We start from the raw sequence: 17,286 nt of genomic DNA on the forward strand, positions 1-17,286 counted from the left end.
ACACCGATACCATTTTTAAGAATAATGGACGAGGAACTCCAACGAGTCGTTTAAATTCCCCATCATTAAATCGAGTTAAATTTTCATATTTCATGGGGCTAGTATAAACAATTTTTTACTTTCGCAAGAGATCTATTGTTAAAGCATGATTATCTAAAATTTCAATCTAATTTTGACAATTACTCAGCGCCATATTTACTGAAAACAGATGAGGCGCTGTATTATGAAGGTCGGTCTGGAAGCAGTTTAGATGCTTCATCCGCGATTGTGTTTAAAGATGGGCGATTGTTTGCTGCAATATATTTTTCCAATACCAAGACTTTAAAATACTTTAGCAACGATGCCAGTTGCTCAGAACAGTTACATCCTGCGATTCAAGTTTTTGCTCAGCAGCGTGAAATTCAAGGTATTGAATATGCAACAGCTAGAGCCAATACCGCTTTAAAATATAATTTTGGCCCCGCTTCAAAATGTGAAACCTATTTTAAAAAATTAGAAAGATAGCTGAGCTTAAATGTTAATCTAAGATTTTAATATCATGAATTATTTATATTTTATTCACATTAATGTCATTTTTGATTTTTACCATAGAGCCTATTCTACAATGATGCTTATGAACAATGAAAAAAACACCACTAACTTTAGCTTTATTGGCTTCGACAATTTTCTTAACGGCATGTACTGATGATGGGGACAATGGTCAAAATGGATTGAATAGTTTGATTCAACAGATGCCTTTAGTACTTGGAAATGATGATTGCTGGAGTGCTGGAACACGTATTGAAAGCGGTTTGGATAAAAATCAAAATGGTGAGCTGGATGCGAATGAAATCCAGCAAAGCTCCATCCAGTGTGGTCCAAACTTATTTGCCCAAGGGGTTGCATTGCCTTACCAAAACTTAACAAGCTTTAAGGCGAATGGAACAACTATTGCGAGTGCATTTACACTTCGACAGGGTGGCTTTGGCTCTGATGTTGCTGCCCATCCTACGAACAATAAACAATTTTACGCAATCACAGATCGTGGCCCAAATGCTGACTATAATGATGGCGTGAATGGTGCTGGTAAGATTTTTCCAATGCCAGACTATGTACCTAAAATTGGGTTATTTGAGGTACAAGATGATGGCTCAATCAAACTCATCAAAACGATTTTATTAAAAGATCGTGATGGAAATAATATTAGTGGATTACCGAATACTGCTGCACTAGGTGGTACAGGCGAAACACCTTACGATATTCATGGCAAGGTCATTGCTAAAGATCCATCAAAGCCTTATGACCCAATCACGAACCCTATCAAACTTGATGATTACGGTCTCGATTCTGAAGGTTTGGCAGCATTGAATGATGGTACATTCTGGGTGAGTGATGAATATGGTCCTCACATTGTGCACTATGATGTCAATGGAAAAGAAATTGGTCGTATTAATCCTTTTGTAAATGATGTGCGCAATACCTTCACTTTACCGCAAGAATTTAGTTATCGTCGTGCCAACCGTGGTATGGAAGGTTTAACTATTACACCTGACCAAAAAACATTGGTTGGGATTATGCAATCGACAATGGACTTACCGACTAAAGCTGTTAATAAATCAACCTTAACACGTATTGTGACGATCAATCTTGAAACAGGAAAAGTTGCTCAGTATCTCTATCGTCAAGAAATTGATGCTAACTCAAACTCAGCTATTATTGCGATTAATGATCATGAGTTTTTAGTACTGGAACGTGATGGCAAATTCCTTAAAGACGATCCGAATATCATGAAACATGTTTATCGTATTGATCTGAAGGATGCTACCAATTTGGAGGATATCGCAACTCAGGGCGATCTAGTACAAGATCCTAAACTTGGTTTAACGATTGCAGGTAAAACCCTCGAGCAATATTTCATCAATAACGATAAAAAATGGGAAGCATTACAAGCACTAAATATTCAACCAGCAAGTAAAACATTGGTATTGGATATGGGTAAACGTGTAAGTTATGCACATGACAAAATGGAAGGTTTATGGTTGATTAACCGACAAACCCTTGGAATTGTGAATGATGATGACATGGGGCTTTGGACAACCAATGGTTTAGAGCAAAAGTATTTGGATAATGTGCGCATGCGTGTCGATACACCGACCTTATATATTGCCGATAAGTTAAATCTTTTTAACCCATAACCATAAAAAAAAGCCCAAAAGCTAAAACTTTTGGGCTTCTTAAATTCAACTAATTTTTTCAGACTTAAACCAATATTAATTACCGAATGATATCAGCTAAAATAGCTGTCAGCTTTTGACCACTCTTACGATCAATTAAACGTGCTGACATACCAAATTCAGTTGGACCACTGTAATCAGCTAAAAGAGTATCTCCAATAAACAAAATGTCTTTGGCATGACATTGTAATTTATCAATTAAATATTGATAAATTTGTGACTCTGGTTTAATTGCTCCAACCTCATAACTCCAAGCATAAGCATCAAGAGAAGGTAAAAATGAAGAAACAACTTTTCCATATGGCATCGCTAAATTTGAGCATACTGCCAATCTGAATCCTAGTTTTTTTAATTCTTCCAAAGTTGATAAGGTATCTTCATACAGTCTAATAGAGCGTAACTCTTCATCTAAATCATGCTCAAGTTCTTGCAGAAATTGGTCTGGAATATTTACTGCTAATCGCTTTGTAAGCTCTGCCAAATTCAAATTGTGGGACATAATAAATTTGGCATCATCAGGTTTTGGTTGTCGCCCATTTTCTTTTAGCCATTTCATTAATTTTCTATATGGGGAACGTCTTTCCTCTATTTTTACAAGTGTACCAAACACGTCAAAAATAATGACTGAAGGCTCAATATGGCCTGCTTTTATAAATAATTCCATATTTTTACAACCAATTAAATTGAATTTCACTTTTTGTTGAGATTACCATAAGAGGATTGCTATAAAAATTAAGGGAGATATTTGATATCTCCCTTTGATTATTTTATTCACTGAAATTTGCAAACATAATTTTAGGAAAATTTTTCATAAAGTGGCGTCTAACATGATTAAAGTCACTGAGATCATGTTGATTTTTTTCAAAATAATTCACCCAGGCTAAAGTCGCATCTTGGTCATTTAAGTTAGGATTAACATTCAGAAACAAAGCTAAATCAAATGTACGGTCAATATTAAACTCTTTGATTAGTGCAACAGCAGTTGAACGAACTTCCTCTGAAACAGAAAATTTTGGAGAAAAGTAGTTATTCATAGCTGAACTTCCTTAAAAAATTATATAATGAAATTTAGAACGGCTAATTTGTTTTTTAATAAAACAATATAACCTGCTGCAGGTTAAATTATCATGGTAAGAGTTATTTATCAAGTTTAATTAACCTGCTGTAGGTTATTTTTTTAATTTAAAGGTTGTTATGATTAGATGTAGGTTGTCAAATTTGATGGGTGAGCGAAAAATTTTAAAGTTAAGTGAGGTAGCTCAAGCGACTGGTATTAATCGTAATACGCTCACAAGTCTTTACTATGATCGTGCAGTACGAATTGAACTTTCAGTCGCTGATACCTTATGTGAATATTTTAATTGTAATATGCAAGATTTATTTGAATATACCAATGAGCCTAGAAAAAGGGATGGCGCTTAGTAAAATGTTCTCCCTTTTTTAAAACTCAATAGGATGCTTTAAATACAACTCAGGATCATTCCAAATTTCCTGAATGAATTCTTTCGCTGCAAAGTCTCGTACTATTCTTGCTCTTAACGTATCAAAACCATCCCAATAATCTAAATTCTTATTTGGGAGTCTATCCGCTAAATCATCAACCCAAGGAATATGATGTAATTTTTCTGCAATTGTTAAGGGATGAACTGTTCCAGTCAAAATAAGTTTAAACTGCTCTTCTGAAAGCAGATGACTATATACATTCACCTTAGATTTATAATATCGCAACAGTACTTTGGTCAATAAACAGAAATATAACAATGAGTTATATCCACCAACACCATTTCCGTCACTGATATGATATGAGGGGTAAAAAGTCTCAACTGCGTAATTTTCATAAATTTTAAGAATAATTAACTGCCCTGTTTCTGATAATTCGCGAATAAATTTTATTTCTTTCACTTTTGATGCAGATAAATATTCATTACTAGGGTCTGAACCTAAAAGCAGCTTTATATCTTGATCTAAATATTCATTTAAACGTATGTGCTGAATATCATAGGGAGTCTGTTTACCAAAAAGTAACCAGTTTGGATTCACTGAAGTATGTTGCGCTATTTTTTCCAATTGTCCGAAGGTGGGTTCTAATTCTGCTCTAAACCATGCTTCAGCCTCATCAGCCGTATCTTCATTTATCTCATAAGCTAATTCAGCAATTGTAAATTCATTGTAATGATCAATTTTTTTCAGTTCACTTAATACAAAATTTAAACGTTCTGCTACCACTTTTTTTCGTTCTGTAGGTGTTCTAGCTTGCAGATAATTTTCAATAACTTTAGCTGCTTCTAGATGAATATTGTTATCCATGACAAAAGAGTCATATAAACGAGACATTATTTCGGCATGAACGGAACGCTGTTTCAACTTTGCCCCTTCATCAATTTTAGCTTTTAAATCTTCTGGAATACGAAGATTGAACTGTATCTCTTTTTTTTTCATGAAGCTCACAAATAACAAAATTTTCAAATAGTATGATTGTGATGCAAAAATGGTATTGCGTATATAGTATGAAAAGCATACTATATGAAAAATAGAGCATGTAGTATGCCTTTCATACTATAAATAAATTAGGAGGTGATTCTATGCAAGCAACCAAACAACTGAATTTACGCTTACCTGAAGAATTAGTTTTTTGGATAAAAAATATGGCTAAGAAAAGACATCAGTCGATGAATTCTTATGTATTAACTGAACTTGAACGCATTAAAAAGGAATATAGAAATGACTTAAATTAATTATTTTTTTAAATTTGAGGAAAGGTCAACGATCTCAATTAATTTAGATTAAATGTACACCTAAAGGTATTTTATTAATTTTTGAAATATTAATTCATCTTTGGCAAAAAGTATAAAAGCCCATGCGGGAACATGAGCTTTTATGAATGTCTTGATTGGCGTCCAGACACTTCGATTTTGATGGATAGGGGCATTTTTGTCAATCCTATATCAAGGTCACTTTTTGCCTGTTTTTTAATAAACAGGAGGCTCAAAATGAGCACAAAACTTAAAAATGGTCAGTCACGCTACCAATCAAAAGCCAAAGTCGTGACCATTAAAAAATTTCAGTTATTGACGTTGGTTAATGCAACCCGTTGTTTAAATGATGCAGCGTTTGAAAAACATGGTGATGCTTACCTTGAATTCCCTGTAATTGTTCAGGGAGATGGTAGCCCTTCTGACGTTTTTAATCTGTATTTGCTGAAAAAACTTGAGCAAACAATACAGTATGATTTTAAAACATTTGCATCTATTGCCAATCAGTTGGTTGATTTTCAGCGTTTTTTAGAAGATGAGCAACTGGACTGTTTGAAATTCCACAAACTAAAACAGTCAAATGCGATTTTTAAATATCGCACTCGTCTTATTGACCAAGCGAATGCAGGTCTAATTTCAGCTCGCTCTGCAAGTAATCGAATTAATGCGGTAGTGAATTTTTATCGATTTCTCGTTACAGAAGACTTAGTTGATCATCAGCACTATGGCATACCGTTTAAAGATGTCTACAAATATATTGCCGTGGATAATGAGTTTGGCGCACGTAGAAAAATGGCAATTAAGTCGCATGATCTTGCGATTCATGTTCCAGCCAAAGCGCCAAATTCTGAAGCGATTGAGGATGATGGTCAATTAAGCCCTCTCAGCGTTGAATCGCAAACTGTCATATTAAAAGCACTGCAAAAATCATCACGTGTATATCAGTTGCTGTTTTATGTTGCATTGTTTACAGGTGCTCGTTTACAAACGATTTGTACTTTGCGAATCAAAAACTTAATTGGTTGTGAGCCAGACAGTCATGACTTTATCCGTCTGCCCGTTGGAGCGGGTACAGGTGTGGACACTAAATTTCAAAAGCCGATGACACTTTTGATTTCAAATTGGTTAGTACAAGACCTGAAAATTTATATCAATAGTGAGCAAGCGCGTCTGTGTAGACAGAAATCAAATTATGGCGACTCGGATGAAAACTATGTGTTTCTCACCAAGCTTGGTACACCTTTTTACACCAGCAAAGCCGAACAGCAAGAACTGACTGAGCGGATCAAAGCCTCTGACTCATTTGGGGCGAGGCTGAAACTGTATGAGGGTGAAGCGGTACGTAGTTATTTAAAAGTCGTGCTATTACCCGAAATTCGCTTGATTGATCCACAATTTAAAAGTTTTAAATTTCATGATTTACGTGCCAGTTTTGGGATGAATTTGCTGGAAAGTCAGTTACAGCATCTACCTGAAGGGCATTCTGCTATGACCGCTGTTGAGTATGTGCAAGCTCGGATGGGACATCGCAACATCAGCACGACTTTACAGTATTTGAATTATAAATCACGATTGCAATGGCGCAGTAAAATTCAGCATGAGTATGAATCAAGCTTAATGAAATACGTGATGTCTTCTGTTAATTTAGCAGGAGAATTGTCATGAATTTTAGACGCTCTCCACTTTTTGTGCATATTTCAGATATCAATAAACAAATTAATGAGCATGAGCGACTCGTCCTTGTCTGCAGAGATAAGACAGCTTCTTTTGCTTTTAAGACATTTGACATAGGAACTCTATTCTACAGTAACAGATTATCTGGCGAAGTGTTGTCAGAACAACAGTTATCTGCATCTTTTGATGAAAAAAGACGTTATTTTTTGCAGTGTTTAACGGACTATTTGTTGCAAATGAGCGGATCAGATTTGTCAAAAGGACTATTTTATTACACCAGTAAACTTTTTTTAGATTGGGTGGATAGCCAAAAGAAAAATTTTGATTTATCAAGTCAAGACAGTGTGATAGATGCGTATCGTCGTTACAGCAAATATTTAGTTGATCGCACTTTGCTTGCAGATACTGATGAAGAAAACCTAGCTGCACATACAGCAAAGCAATATCAGCGTAATGCGGCGAAGTTGATCGCATATGTATTTGACTGTCATGAAATTGATATTGTTAGTCAAGCGATGCAAGTACAGTCTCAGCGTTACGATGTTCCTGTTTTTCCAATCGCTAAAGAAGATCATCAGAAGACGTATGCAACTTTGTTGAATGTCTTTCTTGAAATTCATCGTATTGTCGTACAAGAAAATGACTTTCCTGCGCATTTTCAATCTGTAGATGAAGAAGATTTTTATTTTTACTCGGGCTTTCATCATCAAACTGAGAAACAACATATTCAGTTTGATATGCAGAATTATTTAGCCAAATATCCAGTTATTCCAGCCCTTTCCAAAATGCTGGCTGATTTTGAGTTAGGAGAAGATAGTGAGCATCGAAAACGTGTACGTGAAAATCGTAATCAAGCGATTCGTAAACTTGAAGAGCGTAATAAAGACAAGCGACATTTAGAGCGTACAAGACTTGCCTCCTATGGTCTTGCCATTGGCATGCTGTTATTTATTGCGCAAACTGGTGCAAATCTAGACACTGCTCAACAGTTACAACTTGATACGATGGAAATCCTACCAAGTACCCAAGGGCGCAGGTTTTCAGGAACAAAAAGCCGTGCAGGTGACAAAATAGTACGACCAGAATTTGGGGTGAAATTTGAGCCAGTTTTTAGGAAGATTCTGGAGCTTCGAGAGTGGTATGTGCAAGATGAAGCATGTGATTTTGTCTTTCCAATGCGCAACGAAATTCAGCAATTGGGATCTGTAAGCAACGGCAGATTACAATTAATAAAAAATTTTTTACAGCGCATTTTCCCAAAAATGGTTTGGATTATGCCGCAGCAGTGGCGTAAACATAAAAGCAGTCAAACTGTTGAGTTTAGCGCTGGTGATCTACTGCTTGAAGCTGAAGTCATGGGTCACTCTCTCGATACGGCAAGAAATAATTATGCACGTACTTCATTCGAAGATGCAGCCCAGCAAATTTCACAGTTCTTTAATGAGCTGCGAGAAGTTGCCGTCTCAAAAACTCGAACGCTTGAACGAATTTCGGTGCAAATGCTAGATGAAACTATTGATGCTCAAGCCTCACCTGTCGGTGCATGTGCCTCTATCCATCCACAGCCTGAAAAAGCTATTGGGTTTACTGAACGAGCCCCTACACCCAATTGTCAGCAATTTGAGCATTGCTTATTCTGCCAACACTATGCAGTCCACGCTGATGACGAAGATATGCGTAAGCTTTTATCACTGAAAAGCCTGCTCGGCTACGTTAAGCAAAAAGCCACGGACTTAATCAAGTGGGAACAGCAGTTTGGGGTTGTGCTACATCGAATTGACGAAGTACTCAACGAGTTATCAGATACTTATGAAAATTTACGTGATCGTATTTTTTCAATTCAAGAAGAAGTAGAAAGCGGTGATTTAGATGCCTATTGGCTCAATCATTTTGAATTGCTAATTGATTTGGGGTGGATATCATGAGTTCATTTAATTCATATCTATATTCATTGGGTATTGCTGAGCAGTTTTTACCTGATGAGTACAATCTACAGAATAATCAGCTGACTGTTCCAGGTACTTTTGTATTATCGCGAATGAAGAGTGGTGAGATATTGTCAGTTTATTCAGACAATATCTGGGATCTTTCTCCATATTTACCGAAGTGTGATTGTCGCCTGAATTTTGATAGTTGGCTTGAAAATGCCCGAGAAAATGACTTTCTTTACTGTCAAATTCGGGCAGAAATGAAAAAAATCAGTTTTGCTTTGCTTTATATAAAATCTGGTAAGTCGATTATTAAAAGTATCGAACAGCGGCATACGGTTTTACGCCAGTTTGCGGCAATTGCATATAAGAATGGCTGTACATTGCACCAGTTATTTAGCGATATTGCTTATATGTCAAAAGTAAATGATGCTTATGTTGGTGTGAGCTATCAAAAAGCCATTCACATTAAAGCATTTTTAACTGATTGTTTTGCCTTACAACAGCAATACCCATTGCTCATTCCTGCGTTTAGTACATATAAGCCAATAGAGCATTTGGCAAAGTTGGCTGCTCAACTCAGGTTGCAGTCAGGCAAAGTAGGCCCACAAACCAAAGTTGTTCCTTCACGGCTTTATATAGCCTTAATTAATGCTTTAGCAGATAAATTGAATGAATTTAATCAAAATGCATCAGCACTTCTGAAATGGTTTCAGCGCAAGCAGCAGGCTGCAAATTTTGCTTTGATGCCGACAGAATTTAAGCGTGAAAAAAATGCGGTAAGTTTTGCTGATGCTCGAGATTTACTCGGTTTAACGGCACTGTTTGAAAATAATCAGATTCAAAAACATGCCAACCTCACCCGTTATATGACGCTGATTCAAGGTATGGCCAAACTTTGGATTCATTTGTTTACAGGCATGCGTGATAATGAAGTGAATCAGCTGTCTTCTGATTGCTATCAAACTATTCAAAGTAACGAGCATCTTGTGCATGTCATTATGGGCTATACATCAAAATTACACGGTGGTGGCAACAAGTCTACGTATTGGATTACGTTTGAAGATATTCAAGTAGGCGTACATGCAGCACAAAGCATTGGTGAAATCTACGCTCTGCTCAACTCACATTATGATATGTCTAATCCTGCTGAATACCCATTATTTCCAACGCTATACTCGCAAAAGCATCGAAATAAAAATAACCGCAATATTGAGCATGAAACGGATTTTATCTCTAATTTTGAGGGTGCTCCGACTCGAACACAGTCTAATTTTAATCAGTATTTAAGCCGTATTTCTGTCTTGCTTGGAGATGGGTTGAAAATCACAGAAAGTGATATCGCCGAGCTTGAAGCTTTTGATGGTTTCCGCAATTGGCGAGAAGAAAAAGACTGCCAAGTTGGTCAATACTGGAATATTTGCACGCATCAATTTAGACGTTCGCTTGCAGTTTATGGCGCACGTTCAGGCATGATCGGACTCGGCGCTTTGTCAGTCCAATTTAAGCATCTAACAGAGTCTATGACGTTGTATTACCGTAATAATGCGGTATTTGCACCAAATATTTTAGTGAGTGACAGTCAAAAAGAGTTTATTCAAGAACTGGAATATCAGCGCTTGGTGCATTCTTATGCTCAGTTTGAAGATGGTGTAATTAATAGTGCTAGCCGTTTACTTGGTGGGGCAGGAACCTATTTGCAGCTACAAAAAGACCGCGAGCAATTACTCACAGTATTTCCAAACCGTGATGAAGCGATTAAGCGCATGAAAAAAGGGGAAATTGCTTACAAACCGAGTCTTTTGGGTGCTTGTACTAATCCTGATTCTTGCGAAAAAATTTCATTTACTGCGATTACCAGTTGTTTGAGTTGTGCCCATGCTGTGTTTGATGCAACAAGTGCTGAAAAAATGCAAAAAGCGGTTCATCGACTACAACGGCAGCGAGATATGCAAGTACAGAACAGTCTGCTATACGGGCAAATGGACAGTGAGATTTTGGCTTTAAACAAAATGATTCAAAAAATTAAAACGATTAATATTGAGGTATAAAATATGAGTGCACTTAATGATTATTACGCTGCTTTAGAGCGTTTAAAAGCCAATAAACCTGAGGTTCTGCCGAAAGGCTCTGCCATTAATAACGATACGGTTGCAATGGAGGCTGGACGTAAACGAGGCTCGATTAAAAAGAGCCGTCATGCTGCGCTTATAGAGGCGATTGAGCTGGTGGCACAAGAAGTGGGACAAATTGTTCTTTCGCCTACACAGCAGGTTGAAAAAGCTAAAAATAAGACTAAGGCGGTGAAAATGAACTATGAGCAGTTAGAAGAAGATTATGAAATATTACTAGGAAAGTGTAATTCACTGTTGATGGAGAATTTTGAGTTGAGGAAAAAATATAACAATTCAAAATTTAAAACCCTAAATATTTAGTTATTTAGGGTTAAGTTTTTCAGTGTAATTATAATCCCTTTCCATATTTATATTCCGTAATCATATTATCATCAGTAATAACTTCGGGTTGATGACTAGAAAATTCGGAAAAATCAATTCTGTCGTAAGGAACAAGAGGAGTTTGTAAAATAATATCACTTGCTAGAGAACAGTCTTGTTGATCTTTGAAAACAGGTTTTTGAGTAGAATATCTAACCAATTTACATAAATTATTGTGAATATTATTATGATCTTCTAATGCTATTGGTTGCATAGAATTTAGTACCATAAATTTATATTTATAGACATAAGGAAAAACTTTTGATGCGGTATAATAGGCATCAGCTGATTGAGTAGTATTATAGAATAAAATACCTTTTGGTTTCATATGTGATTTTACAATATTTAAAAAGTCTTGACTTAAAAGATTTGATGCATAGGCGCGCCAGTACCATGTTGTATTCATAAGTATAATATCAAATTTTTTATCTGTTTTTCTTTTAATCCATTTTCTACCATCATCAAAAATAATTTCAATGCGTTTGTCTTTTAAAATATCAGATACAATTGGATCAGTTTTAATAAGTTCGATATACGCTGGATTAATTTCAATCACTGTAATTTTTTCGATATTAGGCATCATACTTAAGACTTTTACCCAAGATCCTGTACTTAAACCAATGACTAAGATATCTTTTGCTTCAGGCTTAAGAACGGGGAGTAAATAAGCACGATCAATACCGTTCGAATTATGGAATATATCAGTATTTAATTTTCCATCATATACATTTGCACCAAAAACAATTTGATCCTCTTTTTCTTGATATACTTGAATAAAACCATGCTTATTTTCTATAATTCTCGTAGGATAGACATTATTTTGATAGCTATTCTTTGATAGTTCATAAAAAATTTTTTCAGGGATAAAAAGTAGAGATAATGAAATAGCAGGAAGGACACTTATAATTTTTTTTACTTGATTATTAGTAAAGCATAGTATGGAAATAATAAGTGTCAGTATACATACTAAAATATATACTTGTTGTGTATTTAAATAATCAAGTGCGATAAAGCTGATTAATAATGGAGCAATAGAGCTACCAAAAACATTTGAAAAATAAACATTTGAAATTTGTGATCCTGTTTTTATCTGTTGAGTTCCAATATAATGAATTAGAGGGAATGCAATACCACGGATAGCGGCGCAAATAAAAACAAAAAATCCTGCTATTATTATAAATATAGAACTTTTAGCTGAAAAAAAAGCAAGTGTGATTAAAAGGATATCTATTATTGATGCGGTTAAAAAAATATATCCAATAGATTCTAATTTTATTTTTTGAGAGTCCTTACATAATTTTTTACCAATATTTGCTCCTATTGCAATACCTATTAAAAATAGTGCCAATGTATATGAAAATGCTTGCGGGACAGACATGCCTGCAAATGAAATAATACGCATCCATATAATTTCTAATGAAAGGCTAAAAAAACCACTAAAAAAAGATAAAATATATACTAGATGATTATTTTTCATGTTTTTTCATACCATAAGTAAAATATATACCTAATGAAATTATTAAGTTTAAAGTGGCAGCGATATAAATAGTTTGTGATAGAGTGAAATAATTAAAAAAAACAAAACCTGTTGTTAATGCACCAAAAGCAGCTCCAAGTGTATTGAAAAAATATAATCTACCTATAGAGTCACCAATGTTTTTAATATGCTGATTAAAGAAACTGGTCAGTAATGGCAAAGTTGTTCCCATTAGAAATGTAGGAAATAAAAGTAAGATAAAGCTTCCTAGAACAGTAATTAATAAATTGGAATGTATAAGTATATCTTGTAAAGAAAATATAAATTTATGACTAAAAAAACCAAAACAACCAATACCTAATTCGATAAGGCAGAATATTAAGATAATATTTTGAGGATATTTGTCTGCTATTCTACCACCAAAAAATGCACCAATACCTAAGCCTGTCATAAACACAGAAATAATTATTGTAATTGATGTTAAATCGACTCCAAATCCTGTGAAAAGTAAACGTTGCCAGCATACTTGATAAATTAAAGCACTTAAACCCGAAATAAAAAATATTCCCGCAAGGTTGGAAAGCATTTTTTGCTGTGATTGATTCATTGTATTTCCTTACATATACCTTGGGGTGGTGCCTCATCAAAATTAAGTCCTCCATTGACTAAACGGGGATAATTTTTAAAGTTTTTTAATAAACTTCGATTAAGTGGATCATTTAAAATATTTAAGCTTGCAGCATCTACTAAAGTTGGAAAAATTGAAGTTTGATTAATTTTACGATTTTTATTTTTCTCTAACCAGATTATTTTTTCCGGGTTATTTTTTTGATATAAATCAGAATACCATGTAAAGGAAGCGATTTCATAATTATAAATTGTTGCATTCCCATGACCACTCTTATTACATGTATTATCAAATAAATCCTCACCATGATCTGATGAATATAATAAAAAAGACTCTTCATCTTTATTTTTTTTAAAAACTTCAATAATCTGGTTTAGAACATAATCTGTATATAAAATTGAATTATCATAACTATTAATAGATTGAGTTTTGTATTTTGGATTACGAGGGTCATATATATTTAATTCATTTAAAGATGGCTTGAAATAATTGTAATTTTCTGGATATCTGTCTGAATATTTTTGATGACTGCCAAGTGTATGAATTATTATTAATTTTTTTGATTTCTTTTTGCTCATAATATAATTTAGCTTTTCTATGATAGTAGAGTCAAATTTCCCTTTAGTACTATAATCAGCATTATTTAAAAAATTAATATTTTTAGCTTCTTTAGAGTATATGGATGTAGTGTTATCAAAAAAACCATATTGCTGTTGCATAGATAGCCAAAAAGTCTCATATCCAGCTTGATTAAATAAAGTGATAATTGATGGCTCTTTGAAATAAAAAATATCTGCGTCATTTGAATTTTTTCTTGTTATAATTATTGGGATAGAGGATCTTGTAATATTGGAAATTGATACCATGTTACTAAAATTAATAATATTTTTTTGTTTTATTAGTAGTGGGTTGGTTTTTTTAATATAATTATTTAAACTCCAATTACTTCTTCTGCTGCTTTCACCAATCACTAAAATTATATTTGTATTATTACTTTTTTTTGTATTTGTTACATTGAAATTAAAATCTTTATTTACTTTATTTTTAATAATATTTTCTTGCATTATAAGGTCATTAACTGAGATATAGAAATTTAATGGGAAAGTATTTTTTAATAATTTAAAAATAATATTTGTTTTGTAAATATCAAAATCATCCTCATATGATATATCGCTAAAATCTTTGTTTAGATAGTTTAAAAGAATCAATAAGGATAAGAAAATAAAGATTATTATCAATTTTATTGGTTTTGAAACTTTGATATCTTCATATGTTGATATTAGGTATAAGATAAAAAATAGATAAAAAATATAGCCTATAATGACTAATATTGCATAATCTCCCATATAAGAATATATTTCTTGAAAATTTGATTCTAGTAAAACCATTAATATATTTTCATCAGGGAATTTTTTAAATTGATACGTATAAAAAATATAAAAAGGATATAAAATAAAACCTATAGTTATAAAAATTTTTATATAAAAATTTTTATATAAAAAAAAAGTTAGTGAAAAAAAGAGACTTAATAAAAAAGATGTTATATCTTTTGAATAAGAAAATATTAGTAGATTGGGGATATTAAATATTAAAAAAATTATCATAGCTAATAAAAAGTTATAGGCATTAGTATGCCTATAACTTTAATAATAATTATAAAGTAGATGTTGCATTTCTGCATTCAGCTGGTACATATTTCATTTTGTCAGCAACTGTACCACATTTCCATGAAACTCCTTTAACTACTGTACTTGAACCACTTGTTTCAGTTGCAATAACAGGTTTTAGAGTTAAAACTACAGCGCCCGCTTTATCACTCGTTGTAATTGCAATTGTACCTGTTGTACATGAGCTTGAAGCAACATTTTCAGTAGCATTTACAGCATCAACGCCTAAACATAATTTAGCATCAGCTGTACTAATATTGTTGGAAATTGCATTTTCACTTACAGCTGTCTTTAAAGGAGATGCAGCAATAAGCGCTTCTGAAACTCTAGCACGAATTGTGTAATTTTGATAAGCAGGAATCGCAATCGCAGCCAAAATACCAATAATAGCGACAACAATCATAAGCTCGATGAGCGTGAAGCCCTTCTGCATTGTATTCATAACATTCTCCACAAATGTTGTTAATTTAGTTGTAAGCTTTGTAAGCTAATTTATACTTTGCACAAAGTGTGCCAATGTATGTTACCCAATTATTTCTTATGAAATCAATAGGTTGTTTAATAGATTAAAAGTCTTAAAAAATCAAAAAGTAAATTTATGTAATTAAGTGACAAAAATTGTCAATTTTTTGGATTTTGTGAGATGTAAATATGAAAGTTGCTTGTAGCAGGAAAAGCTAAATTATTAGCAGCTAAGCAAGCAGACAACTATATTACTTTAATAATGATTACTTATGTAGGGATGAAAGCAATTTGAAATTGAAAGTGCTATTCACTATGCTGAATGTTCATATATAAGCAAATAATAGAATGAAATGACTAAAAGACTTCAAAGTAACCAAATAAATATCTCGTCCAGCTGTACAATTTTTGACTATGCAATTTAATGATGAAGCGACTAGTCGTATTGCTATCCATCGTACAGAACGTTTGGTTCTTCAGCATAAAGAAGAAATACAGAAGTCAGCTTATAAAATGGGGTCTGGATTTTTTATTCGGTCTACTGCACTGAGTAAAAACCATTTTCTGATATGGACAATTTGAAAATTTTTGTCCTTTTAAATGCATGTCCATATGGACAAAGTGTATAATTAGTTAAAACGATATAGTTCAATGATTTGATTAATGTCCATATAAAGTGACTTATGGAATGTATTGAATTAATGATTGTTGTAGCAATTATCGGTATTTTGGCTGCAGTGGCGATTCCTCAATATCAAAATTATACTGTAAAAGCAAAAGTTGGTAATGCTTTAACAGCTGCTGAAACAATTAAAACTGAAGTGGCATTATGTGCACAAGAAACTGGTGATTTAGCTAACTGCGATGCTGGTACGAATGGTGTTACAGCTAATGATGCTTTTACAGCAACTAAAGAAGTTGCATCTGTATCTACTACAAATGGTGTAATTGCAATGACATTAGGGTCAGGTATTAATGCAGCAGGTGTTGATGGTTTGGTAATTACTTTCACTCCAACACAAGGTGCTACAAGTTTAACTTGGTGTCCTACAACAACAGTGACTCATGTGGCAGCTAAAGATTTGATTCTTAAGAATGGTAAATGTGCTCCAGTTGTTAATCCTGGTTAATATTACTAATATAGGTTAAATAAACTATAGTCCAAAAATAAAAAATGCATCTCATTAGAGGTGCATTTTTTATTTGTTAAATATTGCAACATTAAATCTATTATACTTAACAAGGTATTATATTTTGTCTAAAAGATTAAATTTTTTTATAGGCCATTTTCTAGTTTCATTAATTATAATTTTTTCTATAGCTATTATTGCTTTTTATGTTTGGTATCCTGATCCTTTAGGAAAAGCGGTAGGTGTTACTCATATCTTTGTAATTATGTTGGCTGTAGATGCGTTAATTGGGCCATTCTTAAGTTTTTTAGTTTATAAAGAAGGTAAAAAAACTCTAAAATTTGACCTTGTGGTAATTATTACTATTCAAATTTCTGCTTTATGTTATGGATTATTTGCTATTGAGCAAGGTCGTCCTGCATGGTTAGTATTTCATGCAGATCGTTTTGAATTAGTTCGAAAAAATAACATTATTCTAGATAGTATTGATCAGGCTCAGCCCCAATTTCAATATGTATCATGGACTAAACCAGAATTTGTTGCAGTAAAGTCGGCAACTAGTACAGAGCAACGCCAAGATGATATGTTTACAGAGGTATTAGGTGGTATTTCTCTTGCTCAACAACCTGAAAGATATGTAGAGTTGACTCAAGCTAGATCACAACTACAAAAACGTGCTTTGCCTATACAGGAGCTTGAGAAATATAACTTTCAAGACAGAGTCGAAAAAACTTTAGCTAAATATCCAGAAGCAGATGCATGGCTGCCTTTAAAAACTAATGCGGTGGATATGGTGGTTTTAATTAATAAAAAAACAGCTGAAATTATTAAAATCGTCAATCTCCGTCCTTGGAAATAA

General features: G+C 33.6%; 16 protein-coding genes and 2 pseudogenes. 10 read left to right on the top strand and 8 right to left on the bottom strand.

The features are described from left to right. Positions 1–94 (bottom strand): annotated as a pseudogene (locus NI464_RS04795) (IS5/IS1182 family transposase); the annotation flags it as partial. A gap of 41 nt (positions 95–135) precedes the next feature. Between NI464_RS04795 and NI464_RS04800 the strand changes: the two are divergent. Further along, a pseudogene (locus NI464_RS04800) lies at positions 136–504 on the top strand (hypothetical protein); the annotation flags it as partial. Between the two features lie 116 nt (positions 505–620). Next, positions 621–2,174: an esterase-like activity of phytase family protein gene (locus NI464_RS04805; RefSeq protein WP_253137869.1), complete on the top strand. Its 1,554-nt coding sequence runs from the start codon at positions 621–623 to the stop codon at positions 2,172–2,174. A gap of 79 nt (positions 2,175–2,253) precedes the next feature. On the opposite strand, the gene NI464_RS04810 is transcribed toward NI464_RS04805, so the two are convergent. Beyond that, positions 2,254–2,877, bottom strand: a complete 624-nt coding sequence (locus tag NI464_RS04810) for an HAD family hydrolase (RefSeq protein WP_253137870.1) — start codon at positions 2,875–2,877, stop codon at positions 2,254–2,256. Between the two features lie 103 nt (positions 2,878–2,980). Continuing rightward, a complete protein-coding gene (locus NI464_RS04815; RefSeq protein ID WP_004281168.1) occupies positions 2,981–3,247 on the bottom strand; it encodes a hypothetical protein in 267 nt (88 codons plus the stop codon). Between the two features lie 160 nt (positions 3,248–3,407). On the opposite strand from NI464_RS04815, the gene NI464_RS04820 reads away from it, so the two are divergent. Then, positions 3,408–3,635 (top strand): helix-turn-helix domain-containing protein, encoded by a 228-nt coding sequence (locus NI464_RS04820; RefSeq protein ID WP_080755334.1) that lies wholly within the window; start codon positions 3,408–3,410, stop codon positions 3,633–3,635. Between the two features lie 18 nt (positions 3,636–3,653). On the opposite strand, the gene NI464_RS04825 is transcribed toward NI464_RS04820, so the two are convergent. Continuing rightward, the gene (locus tag NI464_RS04825) at positions 3,654–4,652 is read right to left on the bottom strand and encodes an Arc family DNA-binding protein (protein WP_253137871.1); all 999 of its coding nucleotides are present in this window, start codon (positions 4,650–4,652) and stop codon (positions 3,654–3,656) included. Positions 4,653–4,795: 143 nt separating this feature from the next. Here NI464_RS04825 and NI464_RS04830 point away from each other — a divergent pair, with 143 nt between their 5' ends. From NI464_RS04830 to NI464_RS04850, 5 genes are all read left to right on the top strand, one after another. Then, positions 4,796–4,948 carry an Arc family DNA-binding protein gene (locus NI464_RS04830; RefSeq protein WP_005018094.1) on the top strand — a complete coding sequence of 51 codons (153 nt, stop codon included), beginning with the start codon at positions 4,796–4,798 and terminating at the stop codon, positions 4,946–4,948. A 255-nt stretch (positions 4,949–5,203) separates the two neighbouring features. Beyond that, positions 5,204–6,631 carry a tyrosine-type recombinase/integrase gene (locus NI464_RS04835; protein ID WP_253137925.1) on the top strand — a complete coding sequence of 476 codons (1,428 nt, stop codon included), beginning with the start codon at positions 5,204–5,206 and terminating at the stop codon, positions 6,629–6,631. Next, the gene (locus NI464_RS04840) at positions 6,628–8,565 is read left to right on the top strand and encodes a hypothetical protein (RefSeq protein WP_253137872.1); all 1,938 of its coding nucleotides are present in this window, start codon (positions 6,628–6,630) and stop codon (positions 8,563–8,565) included. The genes NI464_RS04835 and NI464_RS04840 overlap by 4 nt, the downstream gene beginning before the upstream one ends. Further along, on the top strand, positions 8,562–10,619 hold the full coding sequence (locus NI464_RS04845; RefSeq protein WP_253137873.1) for a hypothetical protein: 2,058 nt from the start codon (positions 8,562–8,564) through the stop codon (positions 10,617–10,619). The genes NI464_RS04840 and NI464_RS04845 overlap by 4 nt, the downstream gene beginning before the upstream one ends. Positions 10,620–10,622: 3 nt before the next feature. Next, positions 10,623–11,003 (top strand): hypothetical protein, encoded by a 381-nt coding sequence (locus NI464_RS04850; RefSeq protein ID WP_253137874.1) that lies wholly within the window; start codon positions 10,623–10,625, stop codon positions 11,001–11,003. Positions 11,004–11,031: 28 nt separating this feature from the next. Here the strand turns inward: NI464_RS04850 and NI464_RS04855 are convergent, their stop codons facing one another. From NI464_RS04855 to NI464_RS04870, 4 genes are all read right to left on the bottom strand, one after another. Further along, positions 11,032–12,540, bottom strand: coding sequence for a fused MFS/spermidine synthase (locus tag NI464_RS04855; RefSeq protein ID WP_253137875.1), 1,509 nt, complete (start codon positions 12,538–12,540; stop codon positions 11,032–11,034). Further along, positions 12,530–13,147: a fused MFS/spermidine synthase gene (locus tag NI464_RS04860; protein WP_253137876.1), complete on the bottom strand. Its 618-nt coding sequence runs from the start codon at positions 13,145–13,147 to the stop codon at positions 12,530–12,532. The genes NI464_RS04855 and NI464_RS04860 overlap by 11 nt, the downstream gene beginning before the upstream one ends. Then, the gene (locus NI464_RS04865; RefSeq protein WP_253137877.1) at positions 13,144–14,556 is read right to left on the bottom strand and encodes a phosphoethanolamine transferase; all 1,413 of its coding nucleotides are present in this window, start codon (positions 14,554–14,556) and stop codon (positions 13,144–13,146) included. The genes NI464_RS04860 and NI464_RS04865 overlap by 4 nt, the downstream gene beginning before the upstream one ends. A gap of 265 nt (positions 14,557–14,821) precedes the next feature. Then, on the bottom strand, positions 14,822–15,277 hold the full coding sequence (locus tag NI464_RS04870) for a pilin (protein WP_253137878.1): 456 nt from the start codon (positions 15,275–15,277) through the stop codon (positions 14,822–14,824). A 703-nt stretch (positions 15,278–15,980) separates the two neighbouring features. Between NI464_RS04870 and NI464_RS04875 the strand changes: the two genes are divergently transcribed. Both NI464_RS04875 and tfpZ read left to right on the top strand, forming a co-directional pair. After that, the gene (locus NI464_RS04875) at positions 15,981–16,427 is read left to right on the top strand and encodes a pilin (RefSeq protein ID WP_253137879.1); all 447 of its coding nucleotides are present in this window, start codon (positions 15,981–15,983) and stop codon (positions 16,425–16,427) included. A 124-nt stretch (positions 16,428–16,551) separates the two neighbouring features. Next, entirely contained in the window at positions 16,552–17,286 is a 735-nt protein-coding gene (gene tfpZ, locus NI464_RS04880; RefSeq protein ID WP_253137926.1) for a TfpX/TfpZ family type IV pilin accessory protein, read from the top strand.

Source organism: Acinetobacter lwoffii (genome assembly GCF_024129685.1).
GTDB classification, from domain to species: Bacteria; Pseudomonadota; Gammaproteobacteria; order Pseudomonadales; family Moraxellaceae; genus Acinetobacter; species Acinetobacter lwoffii_X.

Bases quoted from the DNA above. Each gene is read 5' to 3' on its own strand.
- NI464_RS04875 (WP_253137879.1), top strand. From the start codon at position 15,981: ATGGAATGTATTGAATTAATGATTGTTGTAGCAATTATCGGTATTTTG.
- NI464_RS04860 (WP_253137876.1), bottom strand. From the start codon at position 13,147: ATGAATCAATCACAGCAAAAAATGCTTTCCAACCTTGCGGGAATATTT.
- NI464_RS04840 (WP_253137872.1), top strand. From the start codon at position 6,628: ATGAATTTTAGACGCTCTCCACTTTTTGTGCATATTTCAGATATCAAT.
- NI464_RS04835 (WP_253137925.1), top strand. From the start codon at position 5,204: ATGAGCACAAAACTTAAAAATGGTCAGTCACGCTACCAATCAAAAGCC.
- NI464_RS04845 (WP_253137873.1), top strand. From the start codon at position 8,562: ATGAGTTCATTTAATTCATATCTATATTCATTGGGTATTGCTGAGCAG.
- NI464_RS04855 (WP_253137875.1), bottom strand. From the start codon at position 12,540: ATGAAAAATAATCATCTAGTATATATTTTATCTTTTTTTAGTGGTTTT.
- NI464_RS04830 (WP_005018094.1), top strand. From the start codon at position 4,796: ATGCAAGCAACCAAACAACTGAATTTACGCTTACCTGAAGAATTAGTT.
- NI464_RS04825 (WP_253137871.1), bottom strand. From the start codon at position 4,652: ATGAAAAAAAAAGAGATACAGTTCAATCTTCGTATTCCAGAAGATTTA.
- NI464_RS04865 (WP_253137877.1), bottom strand. From the start codon at position 14,556: ATGGTTTTACTAGAATCAAATTTTCAAGAAATATATTCTTATATGGGA.
- NI464_RS04850 (WP_253137874.1), top strand. From the start codon at position 10,623: ATGAGTGCACTTAATGATTATTACGCTGCTTTAGAGCGTTTAAAAGCC.
- NI464_RS04820 (WP_080755334.1), top strand. From the start codon at position 3,408: ATGATTAGATGTAGGTTGTCAAATTTGATGGGTGAGCGAAAAATTTTA.
- NI464_RS04805 (WP_253137869.1), top strand. From the start codon at position 621: ATGAAAAAAACACCACTAACTTTAGCTTTATTGGCTTCGACAATTTTC.
- NI464_RS04870 (WP_253137878.1), bottom strand. From the start codon at position 15,277: ATGAATACAATGCAGAAGGGCTTCACGCTCATCGAGCTTATGATTGTT.
- NI464_RS04810 (WP_253137870.1), bottom strand. From the start codon at position 2,877: ATGGAATTATTTATAAAAGCAGGCCATATTGAGCCTTCAGTCATTATT.
- NI464_RS04815 (WP_004281168.1), bottom strand. From the start codon at position 3,247: ATGAATAACTACTTTTCTCCAAAATTTTCTGTTTCAGAGGAAGTTCGT.